General features: G+C 70.1%; 25 protein-coding genes, 2 tRNA genes and 1 pseudogene. 20 read left to right on the top strand and 8 right to left on the bottom strand.

Annotated elements, in window-relative coordinates; all coding sequences use genetic code 11:
* Positions 1 to 279: 279 nt before the first annotated feature.
* The 6 genes and pseudogenes from H5U26_RS14040 to H5U26_RS14015 all read left to right on the top strand — a co-directional run.
* A pseudogene (locus H5U26_RS14040) lies at positions 280 to 446 on the top strand (IS110 family transposase); the annotation flags it as partial.
* A 509-nt stretch (positions 447 to 955) separates the two neighbouring features.
* On the top strand, positions 956 to 2932 hold the full coding sequence (locus H5U26_RS14035; protein ID WP_290620780.1) for an LTA synthase family protein: 1977 nt from the start codon (positions 956 to 958) through the stop codon (positions 2930 to 2932).
* Positions 2933 to 3057: 125 nt separating this feature from the next.
* On the top strand, positions 3058 to 3882 hold the full coding sequence (locus tag H5U26_RS14030; protein ID WP_290620778.1) for a hypothetical protein: 825 nt from the start codon (positions 3058 to 3060) through the stop codon (positions 3880 to 3882).
* Between the two features lie 2 nt (positions 3883 to 3884).
* Entirely contained in the window at positions 3885 to 4112 is a 228-nt protein-coding gene (locus H5U26_RS14025; protein WP_290620776.1) for a hypothetical protein, read from the top strand.
* 49 nt (positions 4113 to 4161) lie between these two features.
* The gene (gene mprF / locus H5U26_RS14020) at positions 4162 to 6819 is read left to right on the top strand and encodes a bifunctional lysylphosphatidylglycerol flippase/synthetase MprF (RefSeq protein WP_290620774.1); all 2658 of its coding nucleotides are present in this window, start codon (positions 4162 to 4164) and stop codon (positions 6817 to 6819) included.
* Positions 6820 to 6828: 9 nt separating this feature from the next.
* Entirely contained in the window at positions 6829 to 8241 is a 1413-nt protein-coding gene (locus H5U26_RS14015; RefSeq protein WP_290620772.1) for an AcvB/VirJ family lysyl-phosphatidylglycerol hydrolase, read from the top strand.
* 6 nt (positions 8242 to 8247) lie between these two features.
* Here H5U26_RS14015 and ccmI read toward each other — a convergent pair whose 3' ends face one another.
* From ccmI to H5U26_RS14000, 3 genes are read right to left on the bottom strand one after another with little or no spacing between them, the layout of a single operon-like run.
* Positions 8248 to 9300 carry a c-type cytochrome biogenesis protein CcmI gene (gene ccmI / locus H5U26_RS14010; protein ID WP_290620770.1) on the bottom strand — a complete coding sequence of 351 codons (1053 nt, stop codon included), beginning with the start codon at positions 9298 to 9300 and terminating at the stop codon, positions 8248 to 8250.
* Complete coding sequence (locus H5U26_RS14005) at positions 9297 to 9683, bottom strand: cytochrome c-type biogenesis protein (protein WP_290620768.1); 387 nt, start codon at positions 9681 to 9683, stop codon at positions 9297 to 9299. Before H5U26_RS14005 ends, ccmI begins: the two co-directional genes overlap by 4 nt.
* A complete protein-coding gene (locus tag H5U26_RS14000) occupies positions 9683 to 10207 on the bottom strand; it encodes a DsbE family thiol:disulfide interchange protein (RefSeq protein ID WP_290620766.1) in 525 nt (174 codons plus the stop codon). The genes H5U26_RS14005 and H5U26_RS14000 overlap by 1 nt, the downstream gene beginning before the upstream one ends.
* A 178-nt stretch (positions 10208 to 10385) precedes the next feature.
* On the opposite strand from H5U26_RS14000, the gene H5U26_RS13995 reads away from it, so the two are divergent.
* The 4 genes from H5U26_RS13995 to H5U26_RS13980 all read left to right on the top strand — a co-directional run bounded on the left by H5U26_RS13995 (position 10386) and on the right by H5U26_RS13980 (position 13041).
* Positions 10386 to 10934, top strand: coding sequence for an FMN-binding protein (locus H5U26_RS13995; protein ID WP_290620764.1), 549 nt, complete (start codon positions 10386 to 10388; stop codon positions 10932 to 10934).
* Positions 10931 to 11794 (top strand): FAD:protein FMN transferase, encoded by an 864-nt coding sequence (locus tag H5U26_RS13990; protein WP_290620762.1) that lies wholly within the window; start codon positions 10931 to 10933, stop codon positions 11792 to 11794. The genes H5U26_RS13995 and H5U26_RS13990 overlap by 4 nt, the downstream gene beginning before the upstream one ends.
* Positions 11791 to 12285 (top strand): hypothetical protein, encoded by a 495-nt coding sequence (locus H5U26_RS13985; protein ID WP_290620760.1) that lies wholly within the window; start codon positions 11791 to 11793, stop codon positions 12283 to 12285. The genes H5U26_RS13990 and H5U26_RS13985 overlap by 4 nt, the downstream gene beginning before the upstream one ends.
* A 93-nt stretch (positions 12286 to 12378) precedes the next feature.
* Positions 12379 to 13041: an OmpA family protein gene (locus H5U26_RS13980; RefSeq protein WP_290620758.1), complete on the top strand. Its 663-nt coding sequence runs from the start codon at positions 12379 to 12381 to the stop codon at positions 13039 to 13041.
* Between the two features lie 42 nt (positions 13042 to 13083).
* On the opposite strand, the gene H5U26_RS13975 is transcribed toward H5U26_RS13980, so the two are convergent.
* Positions 13084 to 13659 carry a Maf family protein gene (locus H5U26_RS13975; protein ID WP_290620756.1) on the bottom strand — a complete coding sequence of 192 codons (576 nt, stop codon included), beginning with the start codon at positions 13657 to 13659 and terminating at the stop codon, positions 13084 to 13086.
* 92 nt (positions 13660 to 13751) lie between these two features.
* Here H5U26_RS13975 and H5U26_RS13970 point away from each other — a divergent pair, with 92 nt between their 5' ends.
* Complete coding sequence (locus H5U26_RS13970; protein WP_290620754.1) at positions 13752 to 14471, top strand: hypothetical protein; 720 nt, start codon at positions 13752 to 13754, stop codon at positions 14469 to 14471.
* A gap of 135 nt (positions 14472 to 14606) precedes the next feature.
* The gene (gene ccsA, locus H5U26_RS13965) at positions 14607 to 15407 is read left to right on the top strand and encodes a cytochrome c biogenesis protein CcsA (RefSeq protein ID WP_290620752.1); all 801 of its coding nucleotides are present in this window, start codon (positions 14607 to 14609) and stop codon (positions 15405 to 15407) included.
* Between the two features lie 19 nt (positions 15408 to 15426).
* Here the strand turns inward: ccsA and rdgB are convergent, their stop codons facing one another.
* Both rdgB and rph read right to left on the bottom strand, forming a co-directional pair.
* Entirely contained in the window at positions 15427 to 16023 is a 597-nt protein-coding gene (rdgB, locus tag H5U26_RS13960) for an RdgB/HAM1 family non-canonical purine NTP pyrophosphatase (protein WP_290620750.1), read from the bottom strand.
* The gene (gene rph, locus H5U26_RS13955) at positions 16023 to 16739 is read right to left on the bottom strand and encodes a ribonuclease PH (RefSeq protein WP_290620748.1); all 717 of its coding nucleotides are present in this window, start codon (positions 16737 to 16739) and stop codon (positions 16023 to 16025) included. The genes rdgB and rph overlap by 1 nt, the downstream gene beginning before the upstream one ends.
* A 181-nt stretch (positions 16740 to 16920) precedes the next feature.
* Here rph and H5U26_RS13950 point away from each other — a divergent pair, with 181 nt between their 5' ends.
* From H5U26_RS13950 to H5U26_RS13925, 6 genes are all read left to right on the top strand, one after another.
* The gene (locus tag H5U26_RS13950; RefSeq protein ID WP_290620746.1) at positions 16921 to 17790 is read left to right on the top strand and encodes a YicC/YloC family endoribonuclease; all 870 of its coding nucleotides are present in this window, start codon (positions 16921 to 16923) and stop codon (positions 17788 to 17790) included.
* 76 nt (positions 17791 to 17866) lie between these two features.
* The gene (locus H5U26_RS13945) at positions 17867 to 18514 is read left to right on the top strand and encodes a uracil-DNA glycosylase (RefSeq protein ID WP_290620744.1); all 648 of its coding nucleotides are present in this window, start codon (positions 17867 to 17869) and stop codon (positions 18512 to 18514) included.
* Positions 18511 to 20334, top strand: a complete 1824-nt coding sequence (uvrC, locus tag H5U26_RS13940; RefSeq protein ID WP_290620742.1) for an excinuclease ABC subunit UvrC — start codon at positions 18511 to 18513, stop codon at positions 20332 to 20334. Before H5U26_RS13945 ends, uvrC begins: the two co-directional genes overlap by 4 nt.
* Complete coding sequence (gene pgsA / locus H5U26_RS13935; RefSeq protein ID WP_366055972.1) at positions 20334 to 20900, top strand: CDP-diacylglycerol--glycerol-3-phosphate 3-phosphatidyltransferase; 567 nt, start codon at positions 20334 to 20336, stop codon at positions 20898 to 20900. The genes uvrC and pgsA overlap by 1 nt, the downstream gene beginning before the upstream one ends.
* A 42-nt stretch (positions 20901 to 20942) precedes the next feature.
* Positions 20943 to 21018, top strand: a tRNA-Gly gene (locus H5U26_RS13930).
* Positions 21019 to 21066: 48 nt separating this feature from the next.
* Positions 21067 to 21140, top strand: a tRNA-Cys gene (locus tag H5U26_RS13925).
* A gap of 273 nt (positions 21141 to 21413) precedes the next feature.
* On the opposite strand, the gene H5U26_RS13920 is transcribed toward H5U26_RS13925, so the two are convergent.
* A complete protein-coding gene (locus H5U26_RS13920) occupies positions 21414 to 22325 on the bottom strand; it encodes a sulfotransferase domain-containing protein (protein WP_290620740.1) in 912 nt (303 codons plus the stop codon).
* Between the two features lie 318 nt (positions 22326 to 22643).
* Between H5U26_RS13920 and H5U26_RS13915 the strand changes: the two genes are divergently transcribed.
* Positions 22644 to 23099: a transposase gene (locus tag H5U26_RS13915; RefSeq protein ID WP_290620738.1), complete on the top strand. Its 456-nt coding sequence runs from the start codon at positions 22644 to 22646 to the stop codon at positions 23097 to 23099.
* Positions 23100 to 23199: 100 nt separating this feature from the next.
* On the opposite strand, the gene H5U26_RS13910 is transcribed toward H5U26_RS13915, so the two are convergent.
* Positions 23200 to 24000 carry an enoyl-CoA hydratase gene (locus H5U26_RS13910; protein ID WP_290620736.1) on the bottom strand — a complete coding sequence of 267 codons (801 nt, stop codon included), beginning with the start codon at positions 23998 to 24000 and terminating at the stop codon, positions 23200 to 23202.
* Positions 24001 to 24083: 83 nt separating this feature from the next.
* On the opposite strand from H5U26_RS13910, the gene H5U26_RS13905 reads away from it, so the two are divergent.
* On the top strand, positions 24084 to 25001 hold the full coding sequence (locus tag H5U26_RS13905; protein ID WP_290620734.1) for a hydrogen peroxide-inducible genes activator: 918 nt from the start codon (positions 24084 to 24086) through the stop codon (positions 24999 to 25001).
* Positions 25002 to 25021 lie beyond the last annotated feature (20 nt).

Here is a 25021-nt window from a genome sequence, read left to right as displayed (position 1 = left end):
CCCGACGGGCGGGGCAAGAGCAAGGTGTTCCCGAACGATGCCGAAGGCTTCGCGGCGCTGCTTGCCTGGGGTCGGGCGCAGGGGGTGGATTGGATGCAGACCGGGGTGTGTCTGGAGGCCACCGGGCCCTACGACAAGCCCCTGGCGCGCGCGCAGCAGGTGCAAGACGAGGCCTTGCGCTCGTTGGCCAACGTCCTCAAGGCCCTGGAGGACGAGATCGCGCGCCTGCGTGATGCGATCCGGGATCATATCGACCACGACCCGGACCAACGCCACAAGGCCGCCAAGCGGCACAACCCGGTGCTACGCGCCTTTTGTGAGCGTCTTGCCGCCAGGGGCAAACGTCCCAAGCAAGTCATGGTCGCCGCCATGCGCAAGCTCGTACACCTGAATTGGGCGTTCTCAAATCCGGGCGTCCCTTCGACCCAGCCATCGGCTTGCCATGATCGGAGGAAGACAGTATCTGAATAAATCCCTCCAGGATTTCTCAGCGCCTGCGCCGCGTCCCTGCGCTGCGGGCACGCCACAGGCGGCCCGGGGGCACCTGCCCGACCTGAGGCCGTGTTGCGCGGCCCCGGCGCCGTCTTGACGCAAAACTCACGTGCCGCTCACGCAGCCTTCACGGGCATCACCGCAGACTCCCTGCCGTCCTGTAAAGCGGCGCTGCAAGCAGCCCTCCATCAACCGCGCCGAATGCCGTACCCGGCCGGTCTGTGGACTGCTGGTCCCGTCACCGCACCGTCTGCAGCGGCGCACCTGGCCGGGGCTCGGCGCCCTGGCGGGACCGACATGACAATCGGCATCGTCACCACAGCGGCCACTTTTTGTCCGGCCGAACTCGACACGCAGCCCGCTGTCGCAGTAGCGGCGCCTGGGGCGCGGGCTCTGCCGGTTTTGCCGGTCGTTTTGCCGCGACCCCACGCCACCCCGGCGCCTGTCCACACGGAAAATCGCGATGCCCTCGACTGACCGATCCAGCGGCCGCTTCCGCCTGTTGCTGCCGCTGGGCCTGGCCGCGCTGGCCTGCTTTGCGCTGCTGCGCACCGCCCTGCTGCTGACCGCCTGGAGTGATGTCGAGCTTGGCCCCGGCACGCTGCTGCGCCTGTATGGCACCGGCGCGCTGTACGACCTGGCCTTCCTGGCCTATGCGGCGGTGCCACTGGTGCTGTATCTGATGCTGGCACCGCAGCGGCTGTTTCGCAGCCGCTGGCATCGGCCGCTGGCGTACGGGCTTTGTTACGCGCTGCTGTACGGCCTGCTGTTCGTGCTGGCCGCCGAGTGGGTGTTCTGGGGTGAGTTCGGGGCCCGCTTCAACTTCATCGCCGTCGACTATCTGGTCTACAGCGACGAGGTGCTGGGCAACATCCGCGAGTCGTATCCGGTCGGCTGGCTGCTGGGCGGCCTCGGGCTGCTGGCGCTGGCCCTGCTGTGGGCGCTGCGCCGGCCGATCAGGCGCACGCTGGATGCCGACAGCCCGCTCAAGGCGCGCCTGCTCGTCGGCGGCGGGCTGTTGCTGCTGCCGGCAGTGGCTTTCCTGGCGCTCGATCAGCGCCCGGGACAGGCTTTCGACAATCAATACCTGAACGAGCTTTCCGAAAACGGCCCGTACCAGTTCTTTCACGCCTTTCGCGATGCCGAACTGAGCTACGCGCAGTTCTACATCCAGCACGACGACGCGGCCGTTGCCGCGCAGTTGCGACGTCAGGTGCAGCAACCGAACCAGACCTTCCTGACGCCGGCCGGCTATGACCTGGCCCGCCACGTCGACAACACCGACCGCGGCCCCGAACGGAACCTGAACGTGATGCTGATCGTGGTCGAGAGCCTGTCGGCCAAGTATCTGGGCGCATACGGCACAACCGACGCCGACACCACCGGCCTGACACCCAACCTGGACCGCCTGGCCGCACAGAGCCTGTGGCTGAGCAATCTGTACGCCACCGGCACGCGCACCGTACGCGGCCTGGAATCGCTCACCCTGTCGGTGCCGCCCACGCCGGGGGAGTCGATCGTCAAACGCCCGGACAACGGGGGCCTGTTCTCGCTGGGGCAGCTGTTTGCCGCCCACGGCTACGACAGCACCTTCCTGTACGGTGGCTTTGGCTATTTCGACAACATGAACGACTTTTTCGGCAAGAACGGCTTTCGCATCGTCGACCGGGCCGCCATGACGTCCCCGGAAATCGCCTTCGCCAATATTTGGGGCGTGGCCGACGAGAGCCTGTACGACCGGGCCATGCGCGAGGCGGACGGCGACTTCGCCCGTGGCCAGCCGTTCTTCCAGCTGGTGATGACCACCTCTAACCACCGGCCGTACAGCTACCCGGACGGCCGCATCGACATCCCGTCCAAAACCGGCCGTGCCGGAGCCGTCAAATACACCGACTGGGCCATCGGCGACCTGCTGGAAAAAGCCCGTCAGAAGCCCTGGTTCAACGACACGCTGTTCGTGATCGTCGCCGATCACTGCGCCGGCAGCGACGGGCGCACCGCCCTGCCCCTGGATCGCTACCGCATCCCGCTGTTCGTGTACTCGCCGGCGCATGTGCAGCCGCAGCGCATCGAACGCCTGGTCGGGCAGATCGACGTCGCCCCGACCCTGCTCGGCCTGCTGCACTGGAACTACGACAGCCGCTTTTTCGGCAAGGACATCCTGCGCATGACCGACGCCGACGAACGGGCCCTGCTGAGCAACTACCAGCACCTGGGCCTGCTGGACCACCAGCGACTGGTGGTGCTGTCGCCGGGCAACAAGGCCAGCGTGCTGGAACCGGCCGACGCCCGCACGGCCCGTCCGCTGGCGGCCGACAGCCGGCTGCTCGACCCGGCCCTGGCGCTCTACCAGGGCGCCGCGCGGATATATCGCCAGCACCTTGGCCTGTGGCCCGGAGCGCCCGGCAATCCGGCGCCGCGGCTTGCAGTCCACCCGTAAAGGGTGCCAGCGGTGAGCTGTGCCCCTACCATCCCGCGTCCGTTCCAGACCGCAAGGCATACCACCCCATGATTTCGAAAGGTGTCAATCGACGTTCGGCTGCGGACCGACAACGCCGCAACCGCATGCGACGCGTCGGCCGGCTGGCTACCGCTGCGCTGATCCTGGCCCTGGTGGGCGGCGTGTATTACGGCGCCCGCTGGCCGCTGCAGCTGCGTGACGGCTGGAAAATCACCGACAAAATCCGCCTGTCCCGACCCGACAGCCTGGCCCTGGGGTCCGACGGACGATTGCGCTACGTGGCGCTCGAAACCATCCCCGGCCTGCTGGTGGAACTGACCCCGGACGGCCCGAAAACCGTGTTCGGCGACTTCGGCGAACCGGACGGCCTGCTGGCTCTGGACGACAGCGTGCTGGTCAGCGAAACCGATCCGGATGGCCGCGTGATGGCCTACAACACGACCACGGCGCGGCTGCGCGTGCTGGCGCGCATGGACAAGCCGGAAGCTTTGCTGCGGCGCCCCGACGGCAGTGTGGTGGTGGCGCAAAGCGTATCGGCCGGCCGGCTGTGGGTGCTGCGCGAGGGCGCCGAACCGGCGGTGTTGGTGGACGGCCTGAGCAGCCCCAAAGGCCTGTGCAACCTGCCGGACGGGCGCATCGGCATTGCCGAGAGCGGTACCGGCCGCATCCTGGCCCACGGACCGGCCGGTCTTGAAGTGCTGGCAGAGAACCTGCGCGGCATCGACCAGCTCGCCTGCGGCGCCGACGGCAGCCTGTGGGCGGTTATCAGCCGCATCCGTAGCGGCAAGCTGGTGCGCATCGCGGACGGCAAGCAGCGCACCATTGCGCGGCGCCTGCGCCAGCCACAGGGCATCGTCCTGCTGCCCGACGGCAGCCTGTATCTGGCCGAATCGCGCGCCAACCGGGTGCTGCACCTGTCCAAGCCGTAGCCATGCTGTACGCCTGCACCACGTCGCTGTTGCTGATCGTCGGTTGCGTACTGTTTCACTACGAGGCATTGCGCTTCATCGGTGCCGCTGCGGTCGGCGTACGGCAACACCGACGCGCGGGGCTGGTGGTCATCTTCGGCGTGGTCGCCGCGCACCGGGTGGAAATCCTGATCCCGGCCACGTCGCCGGAGAACCCACCGCGTCCGTACACCCGGAACGCCTGGGCGTGACCCATGACGCCGAATCCCTTTCCACTGCCAACCACGGCCAGACGCCCGCGTGAACTCGCCCAAGCCGTGTAGCCACGACGCGCCAGCGGCCTCGACCGTCGAGCCGGCACCCACCACCCTGCGGCGCTCGCTGCGCATGCTGCGCGGGATCTGGCCACCGCTGGTGCTGGCGCTGGTCGGGTACCTGGGCTGGCGCGACCTGCGCGGGCTCGACCTGCACGCCCTGCATGCCATTACGCGCAAGCTGAGCAATCTTGACCTGCTCGGTCTGCAACTGCTGGCGCTGGTGCCGGTGCTCGCCATGTGCGGCTACGACCTGTTGCTGAACCGCTGGCTGAACATCCGGCTGCCGATTCGGCGGGTGCTCAGCTATGCCTGGCCGGCCTGCACGCTGGCCAACCTGGTCGGCCTGTCGGGCATGACCGGCAGCGGCATCCGCTACCTGGCCCTGTCGCGCGAGGGGGTGGCCGGGCGCACCATCGCGGTCTATGCCGGCCTGCAGCTGCTGGCGGTACCGCTGGGCCTTGGCCTGCTGTGCGCGGCGGCGCTGGTGGTGTCGCCGCAGCTTGCGATTGCCTTGCCGCTGCCGCGCGGCGTGCCGCAGCTGCTGCTGGCCGGCTTTGCCGCCTACGTGCCGGCGTTTTTCCTGCTCACCGGCAGCGGCGCCCTGCACCGGCGCTTTTTTCACGAGCTGCCGCCGCTGACCGTCGGCCTGCGCCTGCAGCTGACGCTGGCCTCGTTCGGCGAATGGGCGCTGGCGCTGGCGGTGCTGGGCGTGGCGCTGGCCCTGGCCGGAGTGCAGCCGGAACCCGAACAACTGCTGCTGGCCTTCGCGCTGGCCGCCACCGCCGGCATCGCCAGCCAGGTGCCGGGCGGCCTTGGCGTGCTCGACGGCACGCTGCTGGTGATCCTGCGCGGCCTGGACTATCCACCGGAAGGCGTGCTGGCCGGCATCCTGCTGTTTCGCCTGAGCTATTACCTGGTGCCGGCGCTGCTGGGCCTGGTGCTTGGCGCGCGCCTGTTCGTGCCCGACGAGAACCTGTTCGTGCGCATGCTGCGCCGGGCCGAGGCGTATCCGTTGCTCGGCGTGCTGCGCCTGCCGGTGGAGCTGGTCGGCGCTGTCGGTGTGCGCCTGCTCGGCTATCTCACCTTCCTGGCTGGACTGGTGCTGTTGGTGTCGGCGGCGTATCCCACGCTGGCCGAGCGCAGCGCCGTGTTGCACAGCTACCTGCCGTCGACCGTTATGGAGGGCTCGCATCTGCTGTCGGTAGTGGCGGGGGTGGTGCTGCTGGGTCTGTCGCGGGGCATCGCCGGGCAGGTGCGCCGCGCCTATCAGCTGACGCTGTTCATGCTGCTGGCCGGCGCGCTGCTGAGCCTGGCCAAGGGCCTCGACTACGAGGAGGCCAGCTACCTGCTGGTGCTCGCCGCCGTGTTGTATACGCGCCGCGAACACTTCGAGCGGCTCGCCTACCCGCTGCTGAGCCGGCGCAACCTGCTGTGGCTGCTGGCCTTGCTGGCGGCCCTGGTCGGATACGCCTGGTTGGGGGCGGCGCTCTATGGCAGCGAGGCGTGGGCTGCCAGCCTGCTGAAGTTCTCACCCGGCGAGCACACACCGCGCTTCGCGCGCAGCTTGCTGGCGGTCCTGGTGACCGGCGCCGGCATGCTCGGCTGGCTGGCCTTTGCCATGCCGCGGCCGCGCCTGGTGCTGCCCGACGCCGCCGCCCTGGCCGAAGCAAAAACCTTCTACAGCACCCACGGCGGACACGAATTTGCCCATCTGACCCTGCTCGGCGACAAATATCTGTTCCACACCCCGGCCCGCGACGCCCTGATTGCCTTCGGCAGCATCCGCAACCGCCTGGTGGCGCTCGGCGACCCGGCCGGCGCGCCGGCTGCCCTGGAGGGCGCCATCCTGGCGTTTCGGCAGTTTGCCGACCGCTACGGCTGCGTACCGGTGTTCTACGAGGTCAGCGAAGCGAACCTGCACCTGTACCACGACCACGGCTTCGGGCTGTTCAAGCTCGGTGAGCAGGCGCTGGTACCGGTCGCCGATTTCTCCCTGCGCGGCAAGAAGCGTGACGACCTGCGCGGGGCCGTCAACCGCGCCCAGCGCGAAGGGCTGGACTTTGCCATGCTGGACCACCCGCTGCCGGAGGCCACCTGGGCCGAATTGCGCGCCGTCTCGGACCAGTGGCTGGGCACGAAAACCGCCGAAAAGGGCTTCTCGCTCGGCCGCTTCGACCGCCAGTACCTGAGCCAGGCGCCGATCGCCGTGGTACGCCGCGGCGAGCACATCGTCGCCTTCGCCAGCCTGATGCCGGATTACCGCCAAAACCAGGAGCTGAGCATCGACCTGATGCGCCACGGCGTCGGTGCACCGCCCGGCTGCATGGATTTTCTGTTCGTGCGCCTGCTGGAATACGCCCGCGACGCCGGCTACGCCTGGTTCAACCTCGGCATGGCGCCGCTGGCCGGCGTCGGCGAGACCAAATACGCCCGTCCCAGCGAGCGCCTGGCGCGCCTCGCCTACGAGTACGGCAACCGCTTCTACAACTACAAGGGCCTGCGCAGCTACAAGGAAAAATTCCAGCCGGTCTGGCGCGGCGCCTACCTGGCCTACCCGTACCAAATGTCGCCGCACTTCCTGCTGCTGGACATCGCGGCACTGATCGCCGGCGGCTACCGGCGCGTGTTCACCAGCGCCTGAGACGCAGCCATGCCCTTGTCTGACGCGCACCCACCACGCTGCGCGCACGCCGCGCCGCGGCCCCGGCAACCGTGGCGCCTGAAGGCGCTGTTGCGCTGCCCGGCCCTGATCGCCGTGCTGCTGAGCCAGGCCGCCTGCTGCGCCAAGCTGCCGGCGCCGGTCGAGCTGAGCAGCGACGACTGGGGCACCTACCGGATTCAGCAGCCCGCAGGGCCGGTGGCACGCCTGGCCTTCGTGTTCGGCCGCGCCGGCGATGCGCAGCTCGACGCCGCCGTGCCGGCCCTGGCAGCGCACGGCGCGCTGGTGGCGCGCATCGACGTCGACCGCTTCGCGGCCAACGTGCTCGATCGACACGAGCGCTGCCTGGACCTGGCCGGCATCGTCAACTGGCATGCCGATTACCTCGGCCGGCGTTTCGACCTGGCGGATCTGGACCCACCGCTGCTGGTCGGCCACGGCGCCGGCGCGGGCTGGGTGTACGCACTGGCCGCGCTGGCGCCGCCGCTGACCTTCGCCGGCGCCGTCACTGACATGCCGCCGCCGCGCCTGGCGCTACGCAAGCCGCTGTGCAGGGTGTCCGGCCGGCCGGACCGTGCCGGCACGGTCGGCCTGCTGGCGCTGCCGGTCGCCGTCCCCTGGCGTGTGGTGGGCGGCACGGCGGACTCCGCCCTGCTGGCCGCGGTGGCGTCAAAAGCCCCGGCTCAGGTGCAAAGACTGCCCGACCGGCCGCTCGCGCGCGTCGTCACCGACACCCTGGACGCCCTCGAAACCGCCACCGATCGGCAAACCGCGTCGGTCGGCGACCTGCCGCTGGTGGAACTGCCGGCCAAGCAAGCAACCGACTCCCTGGCCGTCATTTATTCCGGCGACGGCGGCTGGCGCGACATCGACAAGACCCTCGGCGATTTGCTGGCGCGCCAGGGCATGGCCGTGGTCGGCGTCGACTCGGTGCGCTATTTCTGGCGTCACCGGGATCCGCAACGGACCGCCGACGACCTGATCCGCATCCTGGATCACTACCGCAGCGCCTGGGGCAGCCGCCGCGTGGTGCTGATCGGCTACTCCTTCGGCGCCGACATCCTGCCGTTCGCCTACAACCGCCTGCCGGCCGATTGGCAGCAGCGCGTCGGCACGCTGGCGTTGCTGGCACCCGGGCGCAGCGCCGATTTCGAGGTGTCGATCTCCGGTTGGCTTGGCCGCGCCAATGCCGGGGCCGCGCCCACCCTGCCGGAACTGCAGCGCATCCCGCCAGCCAAGGTGCTGTGCGTCTACGGCGCCAAGGAGAAGACCGAAAGCCTCTGCACAGCGCCCGGTGCCGGCGCCATTACGCGCCTCGAGCGCCCCGGTGATCACCATTTCGATCGTCGCTACGACCTCATCGCCGACGCCATCCGGGCACACCTGGCCGCCGGCAAGCCCTAGGCAGCGCTACGGCGCCCCAGCGCCTCCCGCTACCGTATCGATCGCCCGCTGCACCTGCGCCCGCATCGGCGAATCGGCCGGCAGCAGCCCCAGCAGGCGCTGCCAATAGTCGCGCGCCTGCGCCGGCTGGCCGGCACGCTGCGCGGCCTGGCCGAGCACCCACAGCGCGGAGCCGTTGTCGGGATTGATCTTCAGCAGGCGCTCGTACAGTTCCACCGCCCGCGCGCTGGGTTGCTGCGGGTTCAGGGCGTACTCGCTGGCAGCATACGCGGCCAACACTTCCGGGCGCTGCGGGTCCAGTTCGTGGGCACGGGCGTAGGCGTCGCGGGCGCCGGTGCGGTCGCCCTGCATGCTGCGCGCAAAGCCGGCGCGCACCCAGGCACGCGGATCGTCCGGCGTGGCCAGGATGCCCTGCTCGACGCTGGCGATCATGGCCGCGATGCCGGGCGGCGGGGCCACACCGGGCTCGGCGGCGTCCGCGTAGCCCTCCAGCAGCGTCAGGTCGTCCGGCGCCAGCTGCGCCGCGCGGTCGTAGGCACGCCGCGCGTCGGCCGGGCGGCCGAGCACGACGTAGGAGCGGCCCAGGCGCCGCCAGCCTTCGGGATCACTGCCGTCCTTGGCCAGACGCGCCTCGAGCCGCGCCACCATGGCCGCCGGATCGACCGGCGCGGCGGCATTCGGCGCGTCGCGCATGGCATCCATCTGCTGCCAGAACGGACCCTGCAAATAGCCATACAACCCCACGGCCGCGGCCGGCAGCAGGATGAATACCGCCAGCGCGAACGGCCACAGCGTGCGGTCGGGCCGTGATGCGGACGGCGCCGGCGCCGGCTGCGCCAGGGCTGCCATGTCCGCCTGCAGGCGACGCTGTTCGTCGGCAAAGCTCGCCTCATCCAGCACGCCGTCGGAGCGGGCGCGGGCCAGCTCGTCCAGGCTCGCCTGCAACTGCGCGCGCCGTGTCGCCAGGGTGTCAGGGGCACTTGCCGGCGACGGCAGGCGCAGCACCAGCCAGGCCACCGCGGCCAGCACCGCCAAGCCGGTCAGAACGAGTGCTGTCACGAACGCTCCTGAGCGCGCAGGCGCTTGCGCAGGTAGATGAAGGCCCCGCCGCCGGCCGCCGCCAGGATCGCCCACGGCGCCCACCACAGCGGAGCGCCCGAACCCTGCCGCGGCGGGCGCATGAGGACGAAATCGCCGTAGCGGGCGCGGAAGTAATCGATGACCTCGGCCTCGCTGCGCCCGGCGGCAAGCTGCTCGGCGATGAGCCGGCGCATGTCCTGCGCCAGCTCGGCATTCGACTCCGCCACCGACTGGTTCTGGCACACTGCGCAGCGCAGTTGCTGGGCGATCTCGAGCACCTGCCGCTGCTGCGGGTCTTCGCTGACCACCTCGGCCCGCGCCAGCGGCGCCAGCAGCAGCAGCGCCATCAGAAGTCCGCGCATCAGCTCACCCCGAACAGCGTCTTGAGGTAGCCGCGCAGGCTGTCCGCGTCGAGCGGCCCGACGTGCTTGGCCAGCAGCGTGCCGTCGGCCGCCACGAAAAAGGTCTCCGGGACGCCGTACACGCCAAGTTCGATGCCGGCGCGGCCCTCGGGATCGAAGAACGACCAGCGGTAGGCGTTGCCGCGCTGCGCCAGCCAGGCCTCACCCAGCTCGCGCTTGTCCCGGTAATTGAGGCCGATGAAGGCGACCCGGTCACCGAACTGCCGTGCCGCCGCCACCACCACCGGATGCTCCACGGCGCAGGACTCGCACCACGAGGCCCACACGTTGATCAGCAGCGGCCTGCCCTGCCCGGCCTTGGCCAGATCGACCGGCTGCCCGTCCAGTGTCTCGCCCGCGATGGCCGGCAGCGGCTTGCCGACCAGCGGCGAGGGAATCTGCTTCGGATCGTGCCGCAGGCCGAGCGCCAGCGCGCCCAGCAGCAGTGCCAGCGCGGGCAGGAGAAGCAGACGCCAGAGTTTCATGAAGCGATGGTTGATCTGTCGACAGGAGCGGGACATGAGCCGGCCGGGGCGCAATTATGCCGGCCGGTCCGGGTTTGCCGCGAACACAGGTCGCCGCAGCGGTGCTTTCGGGCCGGGCTTGACGCGTATCAAGCCTCAAACATTGCGAATCATTCGCATCAAGGGCAGCATAGCCGCCATGTCCCGCCCGCTGCCCTCCCCGTGGCTCGCCGTCCCGCTGCTGGTCACGCCACTGGCGGCGCAGGCCACGCAATACCTGAGCATCGAACAGGCACAGCGGCTGCTGTTCCCGACCGCGACCGACTACGCCCCGGAAGCGGTCGAACTCACCGCCGAACAGGTGCGCGCCATCGAACAGGCCAGCGGAACCCGCGTCGTCAACCGAAAGCCCAAGGTGTGGCGCGCCATTGCAGCGGACAGGCTGCTTGGGCACCTGTTCGTGGATCAGGTCTACGGCAAGCACGAGTTCATCACCTACGCGCTGGCGGTCACGGCCGACGGCCAGGTGGCGGGCGTGGAAATCCTCGATTACCGCGAGACGCACGGCGACCAGGTGCGCCAGCCGCGCTGGCGGGCGCAGTTCCTGGGCAAGGACGCGAGCGATGCGGTCAAGCTCGGGCGCGACATCCAGAACATCAGCGGCGCCACGCTGTCCTGCCGCCACCTGACCGACGGCGTGCGGCGCCTGCTGGCCACCCACCGCGCGCTGCTCGGGGCTGCGCCGTGAATGCTCCGCTCGCCCGGCCGCTGACCGGCACGATGCGCCGGGCGCAGCCGTGGCTGGGCACGCTGGTCGGCATCGAGGCGACCGGCCTGCCGCCGGCGCAGCTTGCGCGGGCCATCGACCGCGCCTTTCGGGCCGTGGCGCGGGTACACAGCCGGATGAGCTTTCACGAACCGGACAGCGAGCTGTCGCGCCTGAACCGCGCGGCGCATGCCGGCCCGGTGCCGGTGAGCGGGCACCTGCGGCGTGTGCTGCGCGCAGCCTGCCGGCTGAGCGCGCTCACGAATGGCCGCTTCGACGTGACCATCGCGCCGACACTGGTGCGCTGGGGGTATCTGCCCGGATTGTCGAACAGCCCGGAAACGACCGGCGACTGGCGCGACATCCGCCTTGGCACCGACGGCACGGTGCGCTTCGCCCGCCCGCTGCTGATCGATCTGGGCGGCATCGCCAAGGGCTATGCGGTGGATCAGGCCATCGCCAGCCTGCGCCGGGCCGGCGTGCCGCAGGCCTGTGTCAACGCTGGCGGTGACCTGCGTTTTTATGGCCACGAGCCGCGCCGGATCGGCGTGCGCGATCCGGCCGATCCGGCCCGGCTGCGGCTGCTGCCGCCGCTGTTGCAGGGCGCCGTGGCGACCAGCTGCGTGGCGGACACCCGCCGCCGGCACGGACAGGCCTGGCGCTCGCCGCTGGTCGACCCGCGCCGCGGGCGCGCCTGGGCGGCGACCGGCAGCGTGACCGTGCTGGCCCGTTCCTGCCTGCGCGCCGACGCGCTGACCAAGCCGGTGGCCATCGATCCGGCCGCCTGCGAACCCGTCCTGCGCCGCCTGCAGGCGCAGGCCCTGCTGCTGCCCGCCGCATGAAACCCGGCCCACGCTACACGCTGCTGGGTCCGCGCCTCGGGCCGCTCGGCCGGCGCGCGGTGTACGGCCTTTGCCTGCTGCTGCTGCTCACCGGCGCCGCCTGGCTGGTGCTGCACACCTGGCTGCGCGTGGAGGGTCCGTTCGGCCCCGAACACCATCCGCTGGAAGCCTGGCTGATGCGCCTGCACGGCCTGCTGGCCCTGCCGGCGCTGTTGGGTCTTGGCGCCCTGCTGCCGATGCACGTGTGGCCTGCCTGGCGACCTCGCCGTCGGCGGCCCAGCGGGCTCGTGCTGCTCGCCGCCTGCGCAGTGCTGGCTCTTGGCGGCTGGGCGCTGTACTACGTGGCCGACGAAACGGCGCGCCCGTGGGTGTCGGTCAGCCACTGGGTTCTTGGACTGGCGCTGCCAGTGCTGGTGCTGGCCCACATCATCGGTGCACGCCGCGGGCGGCTTGTCGAGGAACGCGCGGGTCAGCATCGGCCCGGCCCGTGAACTCGCGGCCACACGGCCGGCACACAACAACAAGCGCGATCGGCCGCGGTCCAACTGCTCGGTCAATGGTGACTCGCTACCGCGGAGATATTCATGTTCAGGACACGCTTTCATGGTCCGGCCGCCGCGGGGCTGGTCGCCCTGCTGGTCGCCGGCTGCGCCACCAACCCCGAAACCGGCCAGCGCGAGATGACCAAGACCGGCAAGGGCGCCGCCATCGGCGCGGCCGCGGGTGCGGTGCTCGGCGGCGTGAGCGGCGGTGACCGCGGCCAGCGTGCCGGTATCGGCGCGGCAGCGGGTGCCGCCATCGGCGCCGGGGTCGGCAAGTACATGCAGAACCAGGAAGAAAAACTGCGCCAGCAAACGGCCGGCACGGGCGTGGAGGTGTCACGCCAGGGCGATAACGTGATCCTGAACATGCCGGGGCACGTCACCTTCGCCACCGACAGCGCCCAGATCACGCCCGCCTTCCACAGCACCCTGGATCAGGTGGCCGCCACCATCGCCGAATACCAGGACACCCGGGTGCAGATCAACGGCCATACCGACAGCACCGGCTCGGACAGCTACAACCAGCAGCTTTCCGAGCGCCGTGCCCAGGCCGTCGCCAGCTATCTGGCCAGCCGCGGCGTGGCCAGCAGCCGCATGACCACCCTTGGTTATGGCGAAACCCAACCCATCGCGTCCAATGAAACCGCCGACGGTCGCCAGCAGAACCGCCGCGTGGAGATCATCCTGAGCCCCACCGGCGGCTGATGGCAGCCGGGTGATCCGGCATGGCATCGACGCACGGCGCCCTCAGTCCCCGACCAGCACCCCGGCGCCGGCCAGCAGATCGGCGGTCTCGAACAGCGGCAGCCCCATGACGCCCGAATAGCTGCCCTCAAGATGCCGGATGAACGCCGCCGCCCGGCCCTGGATGGCGTAGGCGCCAGCCTTGTCGAGCGGCTCGCCGGTGTCGCAGTAAGCCGCAATCTCGGCCGGCGACAGGGTGCGAAACGTCACTTCGCTCTCGCTCAGGCGCACGACGTGGGCACCGCCCTGCACGCGCGCCACGGCGCTGAGCACCGTATGCGTGCGCCCGGACAGGCGGCGCAGCATGGCGGCCGCATCGCCCCGATCCACCGGCTTGCCGAAAATCTCCCCGTCCAGCACCACCACCGTGTCGGCGCCCAGCACGCAGACCTGCGGGCCAAGCTGCGCTGCAGCCGCGCGCGCCTTGGCCAGCGCCAGTCGGCACACATGGTCGGTTGCCAGTTCTCCTGGCAAGGGCTGCTCGTCGACCGCCACGGCCAGCACCTCGAAATTCACGCCAAGCTGGGCCAGCAGTTCACGGCGGCGGGGTGAGGTCGAGGCAAGTACCAGCTGCGGCATGAAGGTTGCTGCCAAATCGGTTGGGGTCATCAAAGTTTAACCGGCGCCCTCCAGCATGCGCCCACACCCCAAGCCGAACGAGGATACCGACCATGCGCGACTGGACCCGCGCGCTGCTGAGCCACCACGAGCGCAGCCTGCAGCGCTTTCCAAACCAACGCCTGCTGGTGCTGTTCGACGTCGACGACACGTTCCTGGACATGCGCCTGGCGCTCGCCGGCCTGCTGCGTGCCTACGACGCCAACCATGCCAGCTCCCACTTCAGTGCTCTTGATCCGGGCACGCTCGATCCGTTCGGACGCGGCATCGAAGCCATCCTGGAACACTGCCAGGTGCCGGCCGACGAACAGCCGCAAGTGCTCGCCTGGTTCCAGCACAAGCGCCGCTGCGGCGAGATTGCCCGCCTCGCCCATGCGCCCTACCGCGGCCTGCTGGGCCTGGCCGCCTGGCTGAACGAGCAGCCGCGCACGGTGGTCGGCATCAACTCCGCGCGTCCGGAGTTTCTGCGCCAGGACACGCTGCGCTGCCTGAACGACCTGGCATCGGACAGCCGCCTGCGGTTCGTCGACGAACTGGCCTGGTTCACGCCGCACGGCTGGCGGGACGATGTCGGCGCGAGCAAGCTGTCGGCGATCGCGCAGGCCGAGCAGCGTGGCGAACGCGTCATCGCCATGATCGACAGCAACCCGGCGGTGCTGGCCAGTCTGGCCGCCGCCGACCTCGGCGACGACAGGCTGCTGCTGCACAGCGCCGACCTGCTGCACCTGTCCGGCACGCCGCGCCGGGAACATCGGTTGACCCACGCCGCCTGAGGCGGCAACCGGAGGGCCGGGACGCGCTGCCAGAATCGCTGGCTGTAGAGGCCCGGTTATGCCGGGCGATCATCGCCACGAGGCCCGGCCGGGCCTCCAGTAGAATGGCTCGCCCACCGTTGCCAGCCGCGTCGCATGTCATTCAACGCCCTGTCCATCCTGCTCGCCGCGGCCTACCTGGGCCTTGGCGCCGGCTACGTCCTGCAGCTGCGCCGGCCGGCCAGTGGCACGCGCCTCGCGTTGCGGGCCGCGGCAGCGCTGCTGGGCCTGCTGCACTTGGGGCTGCTGCGCACGACGATCGCCGACGGGCCAGCGCTGGCGCTGGGTTTCGGCAATGCGGTGTCCTTGCTGGCGGCGGCGGTGATGCTGCTGTTCGTGGGCATCTCCATCCTGCGTTCGGTGGACAACCTGGGCGTCGTGCTGGCGCCGCTGGCGGGACTGTCGGTGCTGCTGATGCTGCTGCCGGACCATTCGACGCCGCTGCCGGCGGTCGACATGCTGCCGCTGGCGCTGCACGTCACGCTGTCGCTGAGCGCCTATGCCCTGTTGGCGCTGGCGGCCCTGCAGGCGCTGGTCATGGCGTACCAGGATTCGCGTCTGCGCCAGCACGCGCCCGGCGGCGTGCTGCGCGCACTGCCGCCGCTGGGCGACATGGAACGGCTGCTGTTCCAGTTGTTGGGACTCGGATTTGCCGCGCTGACGCTGGCGCTGCTGTCCGGGGTGCTGTTCCTGGGCGACATCTTTGCGCCGCATCTGCTTGAAAAAACGGCGCTTTCGATCGGCGCCTGGCTGGTGATCGGCACCCTGCTGATCGGCCGGCGCCGCGCCGGCTGGCGCGGCCGCACCGCCGTGCGCTGGACCCTGGCCGGCTTTGCCCTGCTGGCGCTGGCGTACCTGGGCAGCAAGTTCGCACTGGAATTCGTGCAGCGCGGCTGAAGCGCAGCGCCGACCGACCTCAGGCCAGCTGCGCCTGCAGGAACGCCCGCAGCGCCTGCGCCGCCTGGGCGCGGTGGCTCAGGCGCGCCTTGTCGGCCGGGTCCAGCTGCGCCGCCGTGCAGCCGTGCTCGGGCAGCCAGAACAGCGGGTCGTAACCGAAACCGTGCTGGCCGGCCTCGGTCAGCGCGATCCGGCCTTCCCAGGTGCCGCTGAAAATCTGCGGCCATGGGTCCTGCGCGTGGCGCAGGTAGACCAGCACGCAGCGAAAACGCGCCGTGCGCCGATCCGCCGGTACATCGGCGAGCTGCTGCAACAGCCTGGCCCGATTGGCCGCATCGTCCGCCGCCGGCCCGGCGTAGCGGGCCGAGTGCACGCCCGGTGCGCCGGCCAGCGCGTCCACCTCCAGCCCGGAATCGTCGGCCAGCGCCGGCAGGCCGCACGCGGCGGCGGCAAGGCGGGCCTTCAGGATGGCGTTCTCGACGAAGCTGGGCGCCGTTTCCTCGGCCGCATCGGCGGTGAAATCGCCCAGTGCCTGCAGGTCGAGCGGCAGGTCGCCGAGCAACCCGCGCAGCTCGGCGAGCTTGCCGCGGTTGCCGCTGGCCAGCACCAGGCGCATCAGCCGGCCAAGGCCGCCCGCTGCAGGGCGATCAGCTCGGCCACGCCCTGCTGACCGAGCGCGATCAGCTGCGCCAGCTCGTCGGCGCGGAAGGCGTGGCCCTCGGCCGTGCCCTGGATTTCCACGAAGGCGCCGGCGTCGTTGATGACCAGGTTCATGTCGGTCTCGGCGGTGGAATCCTCGGCGTAGTCCAGGTCCAGAACCGTCTGCCCGGCGAAGATGCCCACCGACACCGCCGCCACCGCGCCGTGAATCGGATCGCGCGTGATGGCCCGGCGCTTGCGCAGGCTGGCCACCGCATCCACCAGCGCCACGTAGGCGCCGGTGATGGCCGCCGTGCGCGTGCCGCCGTCGGCCTGGATCACGTCGCAATCCAGCGTGATGGTGCGCTCACCCAGCGCCGACAGGTCCACCACCGCACGCAGGGCGCGGCCGATCAGGCGCTGGATCTCCAGCGTGCGGCCGCCCTGGCGACCATTGGCGGCCTCGCGCTGATTACGCGAATGGGTGGCGCGCGGCAGCATGCCGTACTCGGCCGTCACCCAGCCGCTGCCGCTGCCGCGCTTGAAGCCCGGCACGCGCTCGTCGACGCTGGCGGTGCAGATCACCCGCGTGTCGCCGAAACTGACCAGCACCGAACCTTCGGCGTACTTGCTGAACTGACGGGTGATGGTGACCGGACGCAACTGGTCCGGCCGACGGCCGCTCGGGCGCATGGCGTGTCCTTGAAAAAGAGATGGAAAGGCACAAGATCGACTGACCGCCGGCGAGCGCCGCGGCTTGCGGCATGGACGGCCAAAAGGGCGGCCATTGTAGCCCGGCAGCCCGCGGGCCAGCCGCAGAGCCATGCGGCCCGTCCGCTACACTTGGCCGCCCCGCCCGAACCCGGAACCGCCCATGATTTCCAGCATGACCGCCTTTGCCCGCAGCAGCCGCAGCGGGCCGCTGGGCGAATTCACCTGGGAACTGCGCAGCGTTAACCACCGTTACCTGGAGCTGTCGCTGCGCCTGCCGGACAGCCTGCGCGGCCTGGAAGCGCGCGTGCGTGACCTGGCCAATCGGGAACTGAACCGCGGCAAGGTGGACATCGGCCTGCGCTACGTGCCGCCCGTCGAGGCCGCCAGCCTGGAGCTGAACGAACCGGCGCTGCAGGCCGTGATCAGCGCCGCCATGCGGGTGCGCGATCACCTGGGTGCGCACACTGAATCGCTGAACCCGCTCGACCTGCTGCGCTGGCCGGGAGTGGTCAAGTCCGCCGACGGCGCCGACCAGGAAACGCTGGAAAACGAAGCCATGCACGCCCTGCAAGCCGCCTTTGGCGAACTGAAGGCCACCCGCCGCCGCGAAGGCGAGCGCCTGGCCGAGCTGATCGAGGAACGCGCCGCCGGCGTGCTGGAACTGGCCACGAAAATCGGCGAGCGCATCCCCGCCATCCGCGAGGCCTGGCGCGACAAGCTGCGCGAGCGCATCGCCGCACTGGGCGTACCCGTTGAACCGTCCCGCCTGGAACAGGAACTGGTGCTGGCGGCCCAGAAAGGCGACATCGCCGAGGAACTGGACCGCATCGGTATTCACGTCAAGGAAATCCGCAGCTGCCTGCAAAAAGGCGGCGCCGTCGGCCGGCGGCTGGACTTTCTGATGCAGGAACTCGGCCGCGAGGCCAATACCGTCGGCTCCAAGGCCATCGACATGGAGATCACCCAGGCGGCTGTCGGCCTGAAAGTGCTGATCGAGCAGATGCGCGAGCAGATTCAGAACATCGAATAAGGCCGGCACGGGCGCAAATCCGCCCATCCGTGGCGTCTGGCAAACTGTCCGCACACCGGCCAGCCCGTCGAACCCAATGACCGCCACCGCGCTGCACGATCCCGCCTGTCGGCGCTGTCCGCGTCTGGCCGAATTCCTGGACGGCGTGCGCACCGAGCGGGCCGACTACTTCGCCGCGCCGGTGCCGGGTTTCGGTCCGCCCGGCGGGCGGCTGCTGATCGTCGGCCTGGCCCCTGGCATGCACGGCGCCAACCGCACCGGGCGGCCGTTCACCGGCGATTACGCCGGCCTGCTGCTGTACCGCGGCCTGCATGCACTCGGCTTCGCCAGCGCGCCGGAATCGCTGGCCGCGGGCGACGGCCTGCAGCTGTTCGACTGCCGCATCGCCAATGCCGTCAAATGCCTGCCGCCGGCCAACAAGCCGCTGCCGGAAGAAATCAGCACCTGCAACGCCTTCTTGCGCGCCGAGCTGGCGCGGGTGCCGCCGGGCGGCGTGGTGCTGGCGCTGGGCCATATCGCCCACCAGGCGGTGCTGCGGGCACTCGGTGAAAAGCCCAGCCGGTTCAGGTTTGCCCACAACACCCGCCATCCGCTGCCGGACGGCCGCTGGCTGGTCGACAGCTACCACACCAGCCGCTACAACGTGCAGACCGGCCGCATCGACGAGGCGATGTTCACCGCCGCGCTGGCCAGCGCCCGCGACCTGATCGACCCAACAACATGACCGAGCGCCCGGAACCGAAAGCCATCGCCGCCCGCCTGCCGAACCGGCCGGGCGTGTACCGCATGCTCGATGCCAGCGGTCAGGTGATCTACGTCGGCAAGGCCAGCAGCCTGCGCCGGCGCGTTGGCAGCTACTTCAGCAAGCGTCACGACTCGCCCAAGGTGGCGCGCATGGTGGCGCAGGTCGCCGACATCGAGGTCACCGTCACCGCCTCCGAGAGCGAGGCGCTGATCCTCGAAAACAGCCTCATCAAGTCCCTGCGGCCCCGCTACAACATCATGTTGCGGGACGACAAGAGCTACCCGTACATCTACCTGTCGAAGGGCGAGGCCTTCCCGCGCCTGGCCTTTCACCGCGGCGCGCGCAAGGCACCCGGGCGCTATTTCGGCCCCTACCCCAGCGCCGGCGCGGTGCGCGACAGCCTGGCCCTGATGCAGCGCATCTTTCCCCTGCGCCAGTGCGAGGACACGGTGTTTCGCGCCCGCACGCGGCCGTGCCTGCAGTACCAGATCAAGCGCTGCACCGGGCCCTGCGTGGGGCTGATCGGACCGGACGACTACGCGGTGGACGTGCGCCACGCCGAGCTGTTCCTGGAAGGCAAGAACGAACTGGTGATCGGCGAGCTGGCGGCGCGGATGTCGCAGGCTGCCGCGCTGCTGGACTTCGAGCAGGCGGCGCGCCTGCGCGACCAGATCGGCGCCCTGCGGCGGGTGCAGGAACAGCAGGGCATCGAGGGCGTGGACGCGGACGTCGACGTCATCGCCTGCGCCAGCCGGCAGGGCGTGGCCTGCGTGGAGGTGCTGTTCATCCGCGGCGGGCGCAGCGTGGGCACCCGCTCGTTCTTTCCGCGCCTGGTGGACGACGCCGAGCCGGACAGCGTGCTGGCGGCCTTCCTGCCGCAGCACTACCTGGACGGCGAGGTGCCGGCCGAAATCGTGATCAGTCACGCAGTGCCGGATCAGGAACTGCTCGAAACCGCGCTCGCCCAGGTCAGCGGCCACAAGGTGCGCCTGGCCGCCGCGGTACGCGGCGATCGCGCCAAATGGCTGCGCCTGGCGCGCACCAACGCCGCGCTGGTGCTGGGCCGGCGCCTGGCCAGCAGCGCCAGCCTGCGCGAGCGCTACGAGGCCCTGCAGGAGGCGCTGGGCCTGGACAGCCTGCCGCAGCGCCTGGAATGTTTCGACATCAGCCACACCATGGGCGAGGCGCCGGTGGCCTCCTGCGTGGTGTTCGACGCCGACGGCCCGGCCAAGTCCGAGTACCGGCGCTTCAACATCGAGGGCGTGACCGGCGGCGACGACTACGGCGCCATGGCGCAGGCCATCGAGCGACGCTACACGCGCCTGCAAAAGGGCGAGGGCAAGTTCCCGGACCTGCTGCTGATCGACGGCGGCGCCGGGCAGCTGCAGCGCGTCAAGGCGGTGCTGGACGAGCTGCAGGTCAGCGGCCTGGCGGTGCTGGGCGTGGCCAAGGGCGAGACCCGCCGGCCAGGCGCCGAGACGCTGCTGCTGCTGGGGCGCGAGCAGCCGATCTTCCTGCCGCCGGACTCGCCGGCCCTGCACCTGATCCAGCACATCCGCGACGAGGCGCACCGCTTCGCCATCGCCGGCCACCGCGGGCGCCGCCAGCGGGCGCGCAATCACTCGCCGCTGGAGGACATCCCGCAGCTCGGCCCCAAGCGCCGGCGCCTGCTGCTGACGCGCTTCGGCGGCCTGCAGGAACTGCGCCGCGCCGGCGTGGACGACCTGGCGCAGGTGCCCGGCATCAGCCACAGCCTGGCGCAAACCGTCTACGACGCCCTGCACGGAGAACTCGCCTGATGAGCCGGCGCCTGCTGAACCTGCCCAATGTGCTCACCCTGGCGCGCATCGGAGCCATCCCGCTGGTGGTGGTCTGCTACAACCTGCCGACTGCCTGGGGCCGGCCGGCCGCCGCAGGGCTGTTCCTGGTCAGCTCGCTGACCGACTGGCTGGACGGCTACCTCGCCCGGCGTCTGGGCCAGACCTCGCCGTTCGGGCGGTTCCTGGACCCGGTGGCCGACAAGCTGATCGTCGCCGCGGCGCTGGTGCTGCTGGTGCAGGGCCACCCGCACAGCTACATGGCCGTGCCGGCCATCGTCATCGTCGGACGCGAGATTACCGTCTCGGCGCTGCGCGAATGGATGGCCGAGATCGGCGAGCGGGCCCAGGTCGCCGTGTCCAGCATCGGCAAGACCAAGACCACCCTGCAGATGATCGCCATCAGCCTGCTGCTGTACGAACACAAACTATACGGACTGCCCGTCTACGAGCTGGGCGTGGTGTGCTTCTATGTCGCGGCAGCGCTGACGCTGTGGTCCATGGTCATGTACCTGAAAGCCGCCTGGCCCAGCCTCCGAAAGGCTTGACAGCGCGCCGCCCGGGCGCCGACAATCCGCGTTCCCATTCGGGCGGGAATAGCTCAGTTGGTAGAGCGCAACCTTGCCAAGGTTGAGGTCGCGAGTTCGAGTCTCGTTTCCCGCTCCAAGTCTTTTCCTGGCCGCGCCCCGTGCGCGGCCAGTCGTTTCTGGCCCCGGCTAGGTGGCAGAGTGGTCATGCAGCGGCCTGCAAAGCCGCGTACGTCGGTTCGATTCCGGCCCTAGCCTCCAATCGCCTTGTCCGCCGGCTTCTCGGTGAAGGCGCCGCTCCCATGGGCCTCACCCGTCCAGCGAATCCTGCTTGTAGGAGGCCCGCCCCCGGGCCGAACGCGGCAGCGCAGGCTTCGCGGCGGGGGCGCCGCTCCCACGATGGGCTAACCCCTCCTACGGCGGGCTACGAGACCAAGAATCCCGGATTTCGCTGTGCTGCATCCAGGCTACGCTTGCTGCTGGAAATAGGCGCCCATCGGCGGGGCGCGCCCCGATCAGGAGCGCATCGGCGATTCAGGCGCCCGCCTCCAGGGTCCGTCGCAGCGCGGCGTAATCGGCAATGCCCAGCGGGCCGGCAATGTGCTGCTGCCAGGCGGCGTCCAGTGCGGCCCGCACGGCGTCGCCCAGTTCAGTCACGTTGGCGCCGGCGCGACCGGCGCGAACCTTGCTGCCGCCGGTGTCTCCCGGCGGCAGGCCGCAGGCCGCGTCGCGGGCCTCGCGCAGCAGGTGGTCGTCGAACTGGCGGGCGTGGGCGCGCATGAACTCGACGCTCGACTGGTCCAGCACCCGCTGCAGCAGCGCCGCGTCCAGCGGCACGCCGATGAAGTCCGCGATGCGCCGCACGGCGGCCTGCGGATCGGCCAGCATGGACTCGTAGCACAGCATCAGGGTGTGCGGTTCCCGCCGTTGCGGCCACCAGGATTGCAGGTGGCGGTAGTAGTTGAACGGCAGGGTCTGGTTCAGGAACAGGTCGCGGGCGATGTCCTCGACGGTGACGCTGCCGGCCTCGAAGAACCAGCCGTTCCAGAAGTGGAACTGCGACACCAGCACGTCGCCCGGATCGCGCACGGCGACCAGGTACCGGCCACCCTTGGGAATCATCGGCCACGGCAGGTGGCTCTTGTAGGCCCGCGGCTGGGCGCGCTGCGGGCCGTCGATGTCGAGGCCCAGATCGAGCGCGGTCTCCAGCCACGGCACGACCTGCGTGATCTCGTCGAAGTCCATGTCGCCGCCGGTGCGCAGGCCGTGCACGATCTGCTGCAGCCAGGTGGTGCCGCTCTTGGGAAAGGTGGCGATGAACACGTCGCTGGGCCGCGGCTGGAAGGCCAGTGCGCGGCTCATGCTCTGCGGCGTGATCATGTGCTGCACGCGCTCGAGCATTTGCGGGACCGAACGCGGGCGCGTCAGGGGTGGGGTGGTGCTCATTCGGTGAAGTCCTTGGGTCGGGCGCGGAATCGGGGGCCAGCAGGAAGCGGGGTGGTCGGCCTCCTTCGGCGCGGCGATTGTTGTGTAGGAGCGCAGCTTCGCTGCGCGATCGCCCGGCGGAGCCGGGTTCCTACATGGCGATTGATCGCCCGGCGGAGCCTGGCTCTACAGGGGGATGATATTGCTTGTCGTCTCGCCATCCGCCGCGCGCGACAATTCGTTTCCGGCAGCTAAGAATGCGGCGATGATCGCCCACCGCAGATAAAAATGCCGCGCGGCTTTTCTGCATCGCTCGCTGCGCTGGCGCCCAGATCAGGCATGGACCGCATCAGCACGTCTCCACACGGCCGGGATCTGCGCAAAGGCCGCTGGTCGTTATCGGGACAGGTGTACCTCCTCACGGTGGTTACGGTGTACAGGGCGCCCCGGTTTGCCGAATGGACGGTCGCCCGTCAGGCGGTCCGCGCCTTCCACTCGCCGCAGGTCGCTGCCCATGTGACGACCCTGGCCTTCGTGGTCATGCCTGATCACGTGCACTGGCAGGCGCAGCTGAATCACGGCGGCACGGTTTCGGAAGCAGTTCGCCTGTACAAGGTGACCGTGTCGGTGGCGCTGGGCGGCGGCGCGTGGCAGCGCGCTTTCATGATCGGGCCTTGCGCCGGCAGGATGACGTGCGTGCGGTCGCCCGCTATATCGTGGCCAATCCGCTGCGCGCGGGGCTGGTGCGGGATATCGGGGAATATCTTCATTGGGATGCCGTGTGGTTGTAGGTGATGATCGTTCTGTGGGTGAGCAGCTGCGCTGCGCGATCGCCCGGCAGAGCCGGGCTCCTACAACGGGGATCGGCCGGCGTGGCCAGCGCCGCGGCGTGCGATCAGGCGGCAGGCCAGTTCGGTGGCCGCTTGGCGAGGAATGCGTCGATACCTTCGGCGGCTTCTGCCATCAGCAGGTTTTTGGCCATGGTGGCGCTCATGTCGGCGTAGGCCGCCGCCTCGTTGAGGCCGATTTGCGCCTGCACGGCGGCCTTGCCCAGGCTCAGCACGGCCGGCGGGCGGCTGGCGATCTGCGCCGCCAGGGCGCCGGTTGCGGCGTCCAGCTCGCCGGTCGGCACCACCCGGTTGACCAGCCCGATGCGCTGGGCGGTGGCGGCATCGATCAGGTCGCCGGTGAACAGCATCTCCATGGCGTGCTTGTAGGCCACGGTGCGGGTCAGCGCCACGGCCGGGGTGCTGCAGAAAAGACCGATGTTGACGCCCGGCGTGGCAAAGCGGGCGTGGTCCGAGGCAATGGCCAGGTCGCAGCTGGCCACCAGCTGGCAGCCGGCAGCCGTGGCCACGCCATGCACCTGTGCGATCACCGGATGCGGAAAGCGCCGCAGCGCCAGCATCACCTCGCCACACAGGCCAAACAGGGCGCCGGCCGCCGCCTCGTCGGGCAGGGCGCGCAGTTCCTTCAGATCGTGCCCGGCGCAGAAGGCCGGACCGGCGCCGGTCAGCAGCAGTACGCGCACGGCGGGGTCGGCTGCCAGTTCCGTCAGCGCGGACTTGAGTGCCCGCAGCAGGTCCGCGGACAGGGCGTTGCGCTGCGCCGGGCGGTTCAGGGTCAGGCGCACCACGCCGCCGGGATCGCGATCGGCGAGCAGCACCGGGCCGGTGGCCGGATCGGGGTGGTTCATGGCGGCGGACCTCGCTGGATCGGCAAACGGCGCGGGCCGGCACAATACCGCATCCGCACCTGCCCACCCAAGCCGAGTCGGCCATGACCCTGAACGAACTGCGCTATCTGGTGGCGGTGGCCCGCGAGCGGCATTTCGGCCGCGCCGCGGCACACTGTTTCGTGAGCCAGCCGAGCCTGTCCATCGCCATCAGGAAGCTGGAAGAAGAACTCGGCGTGCCGCTGTTCGAGCGCCTGCCCGGACACATCCAGCCGACGCCCATCGGCCAGCAGATTGCCGACCAGGCGCGGCGCGTGCTGGCCGATGTCGAGACCATTCGCGCCCTGGCCGCCACTGCCACGGATCCGCTGGCCGGGCCGTTCCGGCTGGGGGTGATCTTCTCGATCGGTCCGTATCTGCTGCCGCGGCTGATTCCGCTGCTCGGGCGCCTGGCGCCGCGCATGCCGCTGGTGATCGAGGAGAACTACACGGACGATCTGGGCACCCGCCTGCAGCGCGGCGAGCTGGACGCCGTGGTGCTGTCGCTGCCGTACCGGGCGCCTGACATCGAGGTGCTGCCCTGCTACCGCGAGGAGTTCGTGGTGGCGATGCCGCCCGGCCACCCTTGGACCAGCCAGGCCAGCATCGGGCCGGCCCAGCTGGGGGACGAGAACGTGCTGCTGCTCGGACCGCGGCACTGCTTTCGCGACCAGGTGCTGGCCCTGTGCCCGGCGCTGATGCACAAGGGTGGCCAGCGCCTGGAGGGCAGCTCGCTGGAAACCATCCGCTACATGGTGGCCAGCGGCGCCGGCATCAGCGTGCTGCCGGTGGGGGCGCTCGGCGAGTCGCCGCGCGAACGGGCGCTGCTGGCGGTGCGGCCGTTTCGCGGCACGGCGCCGTACCGGCAGGTGGCGCTGGCCTCGCGGACCGGCTTCTTTCGCCCACGGGCAATCGAGATCCTGGCGCAGGCCATCAGCGACTGCGCCCCGTCCGCCACCGGTTCGTCATCGGCTTTCGGCTAGAATCGCTGCGGGCCGGGCAC

Origin of the sequence: Immundisolibacter sp. (assembly GCF_014359565.1) — a bacterium.
Taxonomy (GTDB): domain Bacteria; phylum Pseudomonadota; class Gammaproteobacteria; order Immundisolibacterales; family Immundisolibacteraceae; genus Immundisolibacter.
Note: the sequence above shows the minus strand (reverse complement) of the source record. Positions and strands in the feature narration are given on the sequence as shown.

Excerpts from the sequence above, each read along its gene's own strand:
- pgsA (WP_366055972.1), top strand. The coding sequence starts at position 20,334 with ATGAGCCGGCGCCTGCTGAACCTGCCCAATGTGCTCACCCTGGCGCGC.
- rdgB (WP_290620750.1), bottom strand. The coding sequence starts at position 16,023 with ATGCGCCTGGTGCTGGCCAGCGGCAACCGCGGCAAGCTCGCCGAGCTG.
- rph (WP_290620748.1), bottom strand. The coding sequence starts at position 16,739 with ATGCGCCCGAGCGGCCGTCGGCCGGACCAGTTGCGTCCGGTCACCATC.
- ccsA (WP_290620752.1), top strand. The coding sequence starts at position 14,607 with ATGTCATTCAACGCCCTGTCCATCCTGCTCGCCGCGGCCTACCTGGGC.
- H5U26_RS13975 (WP_290620756.1), bottom strand. The coding sequence starts at position 13,659 with ATGCCGCAGCTGGTACTTGCCTCGACCTCACCCCGCCGCCGTGAACTG.
- H5U26_RS13915 (WP_290620738.1), top strand. The coding sequence starts at position 22,644 with ATGGACCGCATCAGCACGTCTCCACACGGCCGGGATCTGCGCAAAGGC.
- uvrC (WP_290620742.1), top strand. The coding sequence starts at position 18,511 with ATGACCGAGCGCCCGGAACCGAAAGCCATCGCCGCCCGCCTGCCGAAC.
- H5U26_RS13905 (WP_290620734.1), top strand. The coding sequence starts at position 24,084 with ATGACCCTGAACGAACTGCGCTATCTGGTGGCGGTGGCCCGCGAGCGG.
- H5U26_RS13970 (WP_290620754.1), top strand. The coding sequence starts at position 13,752 with ATGCGCGACTGGACCCGCGCGCTGCTGAGCCACCACGAGCGCAGCCTG.
- H5U26_RS13995 (WP_290620764.1), top strand. The coding sequence starts at position 10,386 with ATGTCCCGCCCGCTGCCCTCCCCGTGGCTCGCCGTCCCGCTGCTGGTC.
- H5U26_RS13945 (WP_290620744.1), top strand. The coding sequence starts at position 17,867 with ATGACCGCCACCGCGCTGCACGATCCCGCCTGTCGGCGCTGTCCGCGT.
- H5U26_RS13920 (WP_290620740.1), bottom strand. The coding sequence starts at position 22,325 with ATGAGCACCACCCCACCCCTGACGCGCCCGCGTTCGGTCCCGCAAATG.
- H5U26_RS14005 (WP_290620768.1), bottom strand. The coding sequence starts at position 9,683 with ATGCGCGGACTTCTGATGGCGCTGCTGCTGCTGGCGCCGCTGGCGCGG.
- H5U26_RS14000 (WP_290620766.1), bottom strand. The coding sequence starts at position 10,207 with ATGAAACTCTGGCGTCTGCTTCTCCTGCCCGCGCTGGCACTGCTGCTG.
- H5U26_RS14030 (WP_290620778.1), top strand. The coding sequence starts at position 3,058 with ATGCGACGCGTCGGCCGGCTGGCTACCGCTGCGCTGATCCTGGCCCTG.
- H5U26_RS14025 (WP_290620776.1), top strand. The coding sequence starts at position 3,885 with ATGCTGTACGCCTGCACCACGTCGCTGTTGCTGATCGTCGGTTGCGTA.
- H5U26_RS13910 (WP_290620736.1), bottom strand. The coding sequence starts at position 24,000 with ATGAACCACCCCGATCCGGCCACCGGCCCGGTGCTGCTCGCCGATCGC.
- H5U26_RS14035 (WP_290620780.1), top strand. The coding sequence starts at position 956 with ATGCCCTCGACTGACCGATCCAGCGGCCGCTTCCGCCTGTTGCTGCCG.
- H5U26_RS13985 (WP_290620760.1), top strand. The coding sequence starts at position 11,791 with ATGAAACCCGGCCCACGCTACACGCTGCTGGGTCCGCGCCTCGGGCCG.
- H5U26_RS14015 (WP_290620772.1), top strand. The coding sequence starts at position 6,829 with ATGCCCTTGTCTGACGCGCACCCACCACGCTGCGCGCACGCCGCGCCG.
- H5U26_RS13980 (WP_290620758.1), top strand. The coding sequence starts at position 12,379 with ATGTTCAGGACACGCTTTCATGGTCCGGCCGCCGCGGGGCTGGTCGCC.
- H5U26_RS13950 (WP_290620746.1), top strand. The coding sequence starts at position 16,921 with ATGATTTCCAGCATGACCGCCTTTGCCCGCAGCAGCCGCAGCGGGCCG.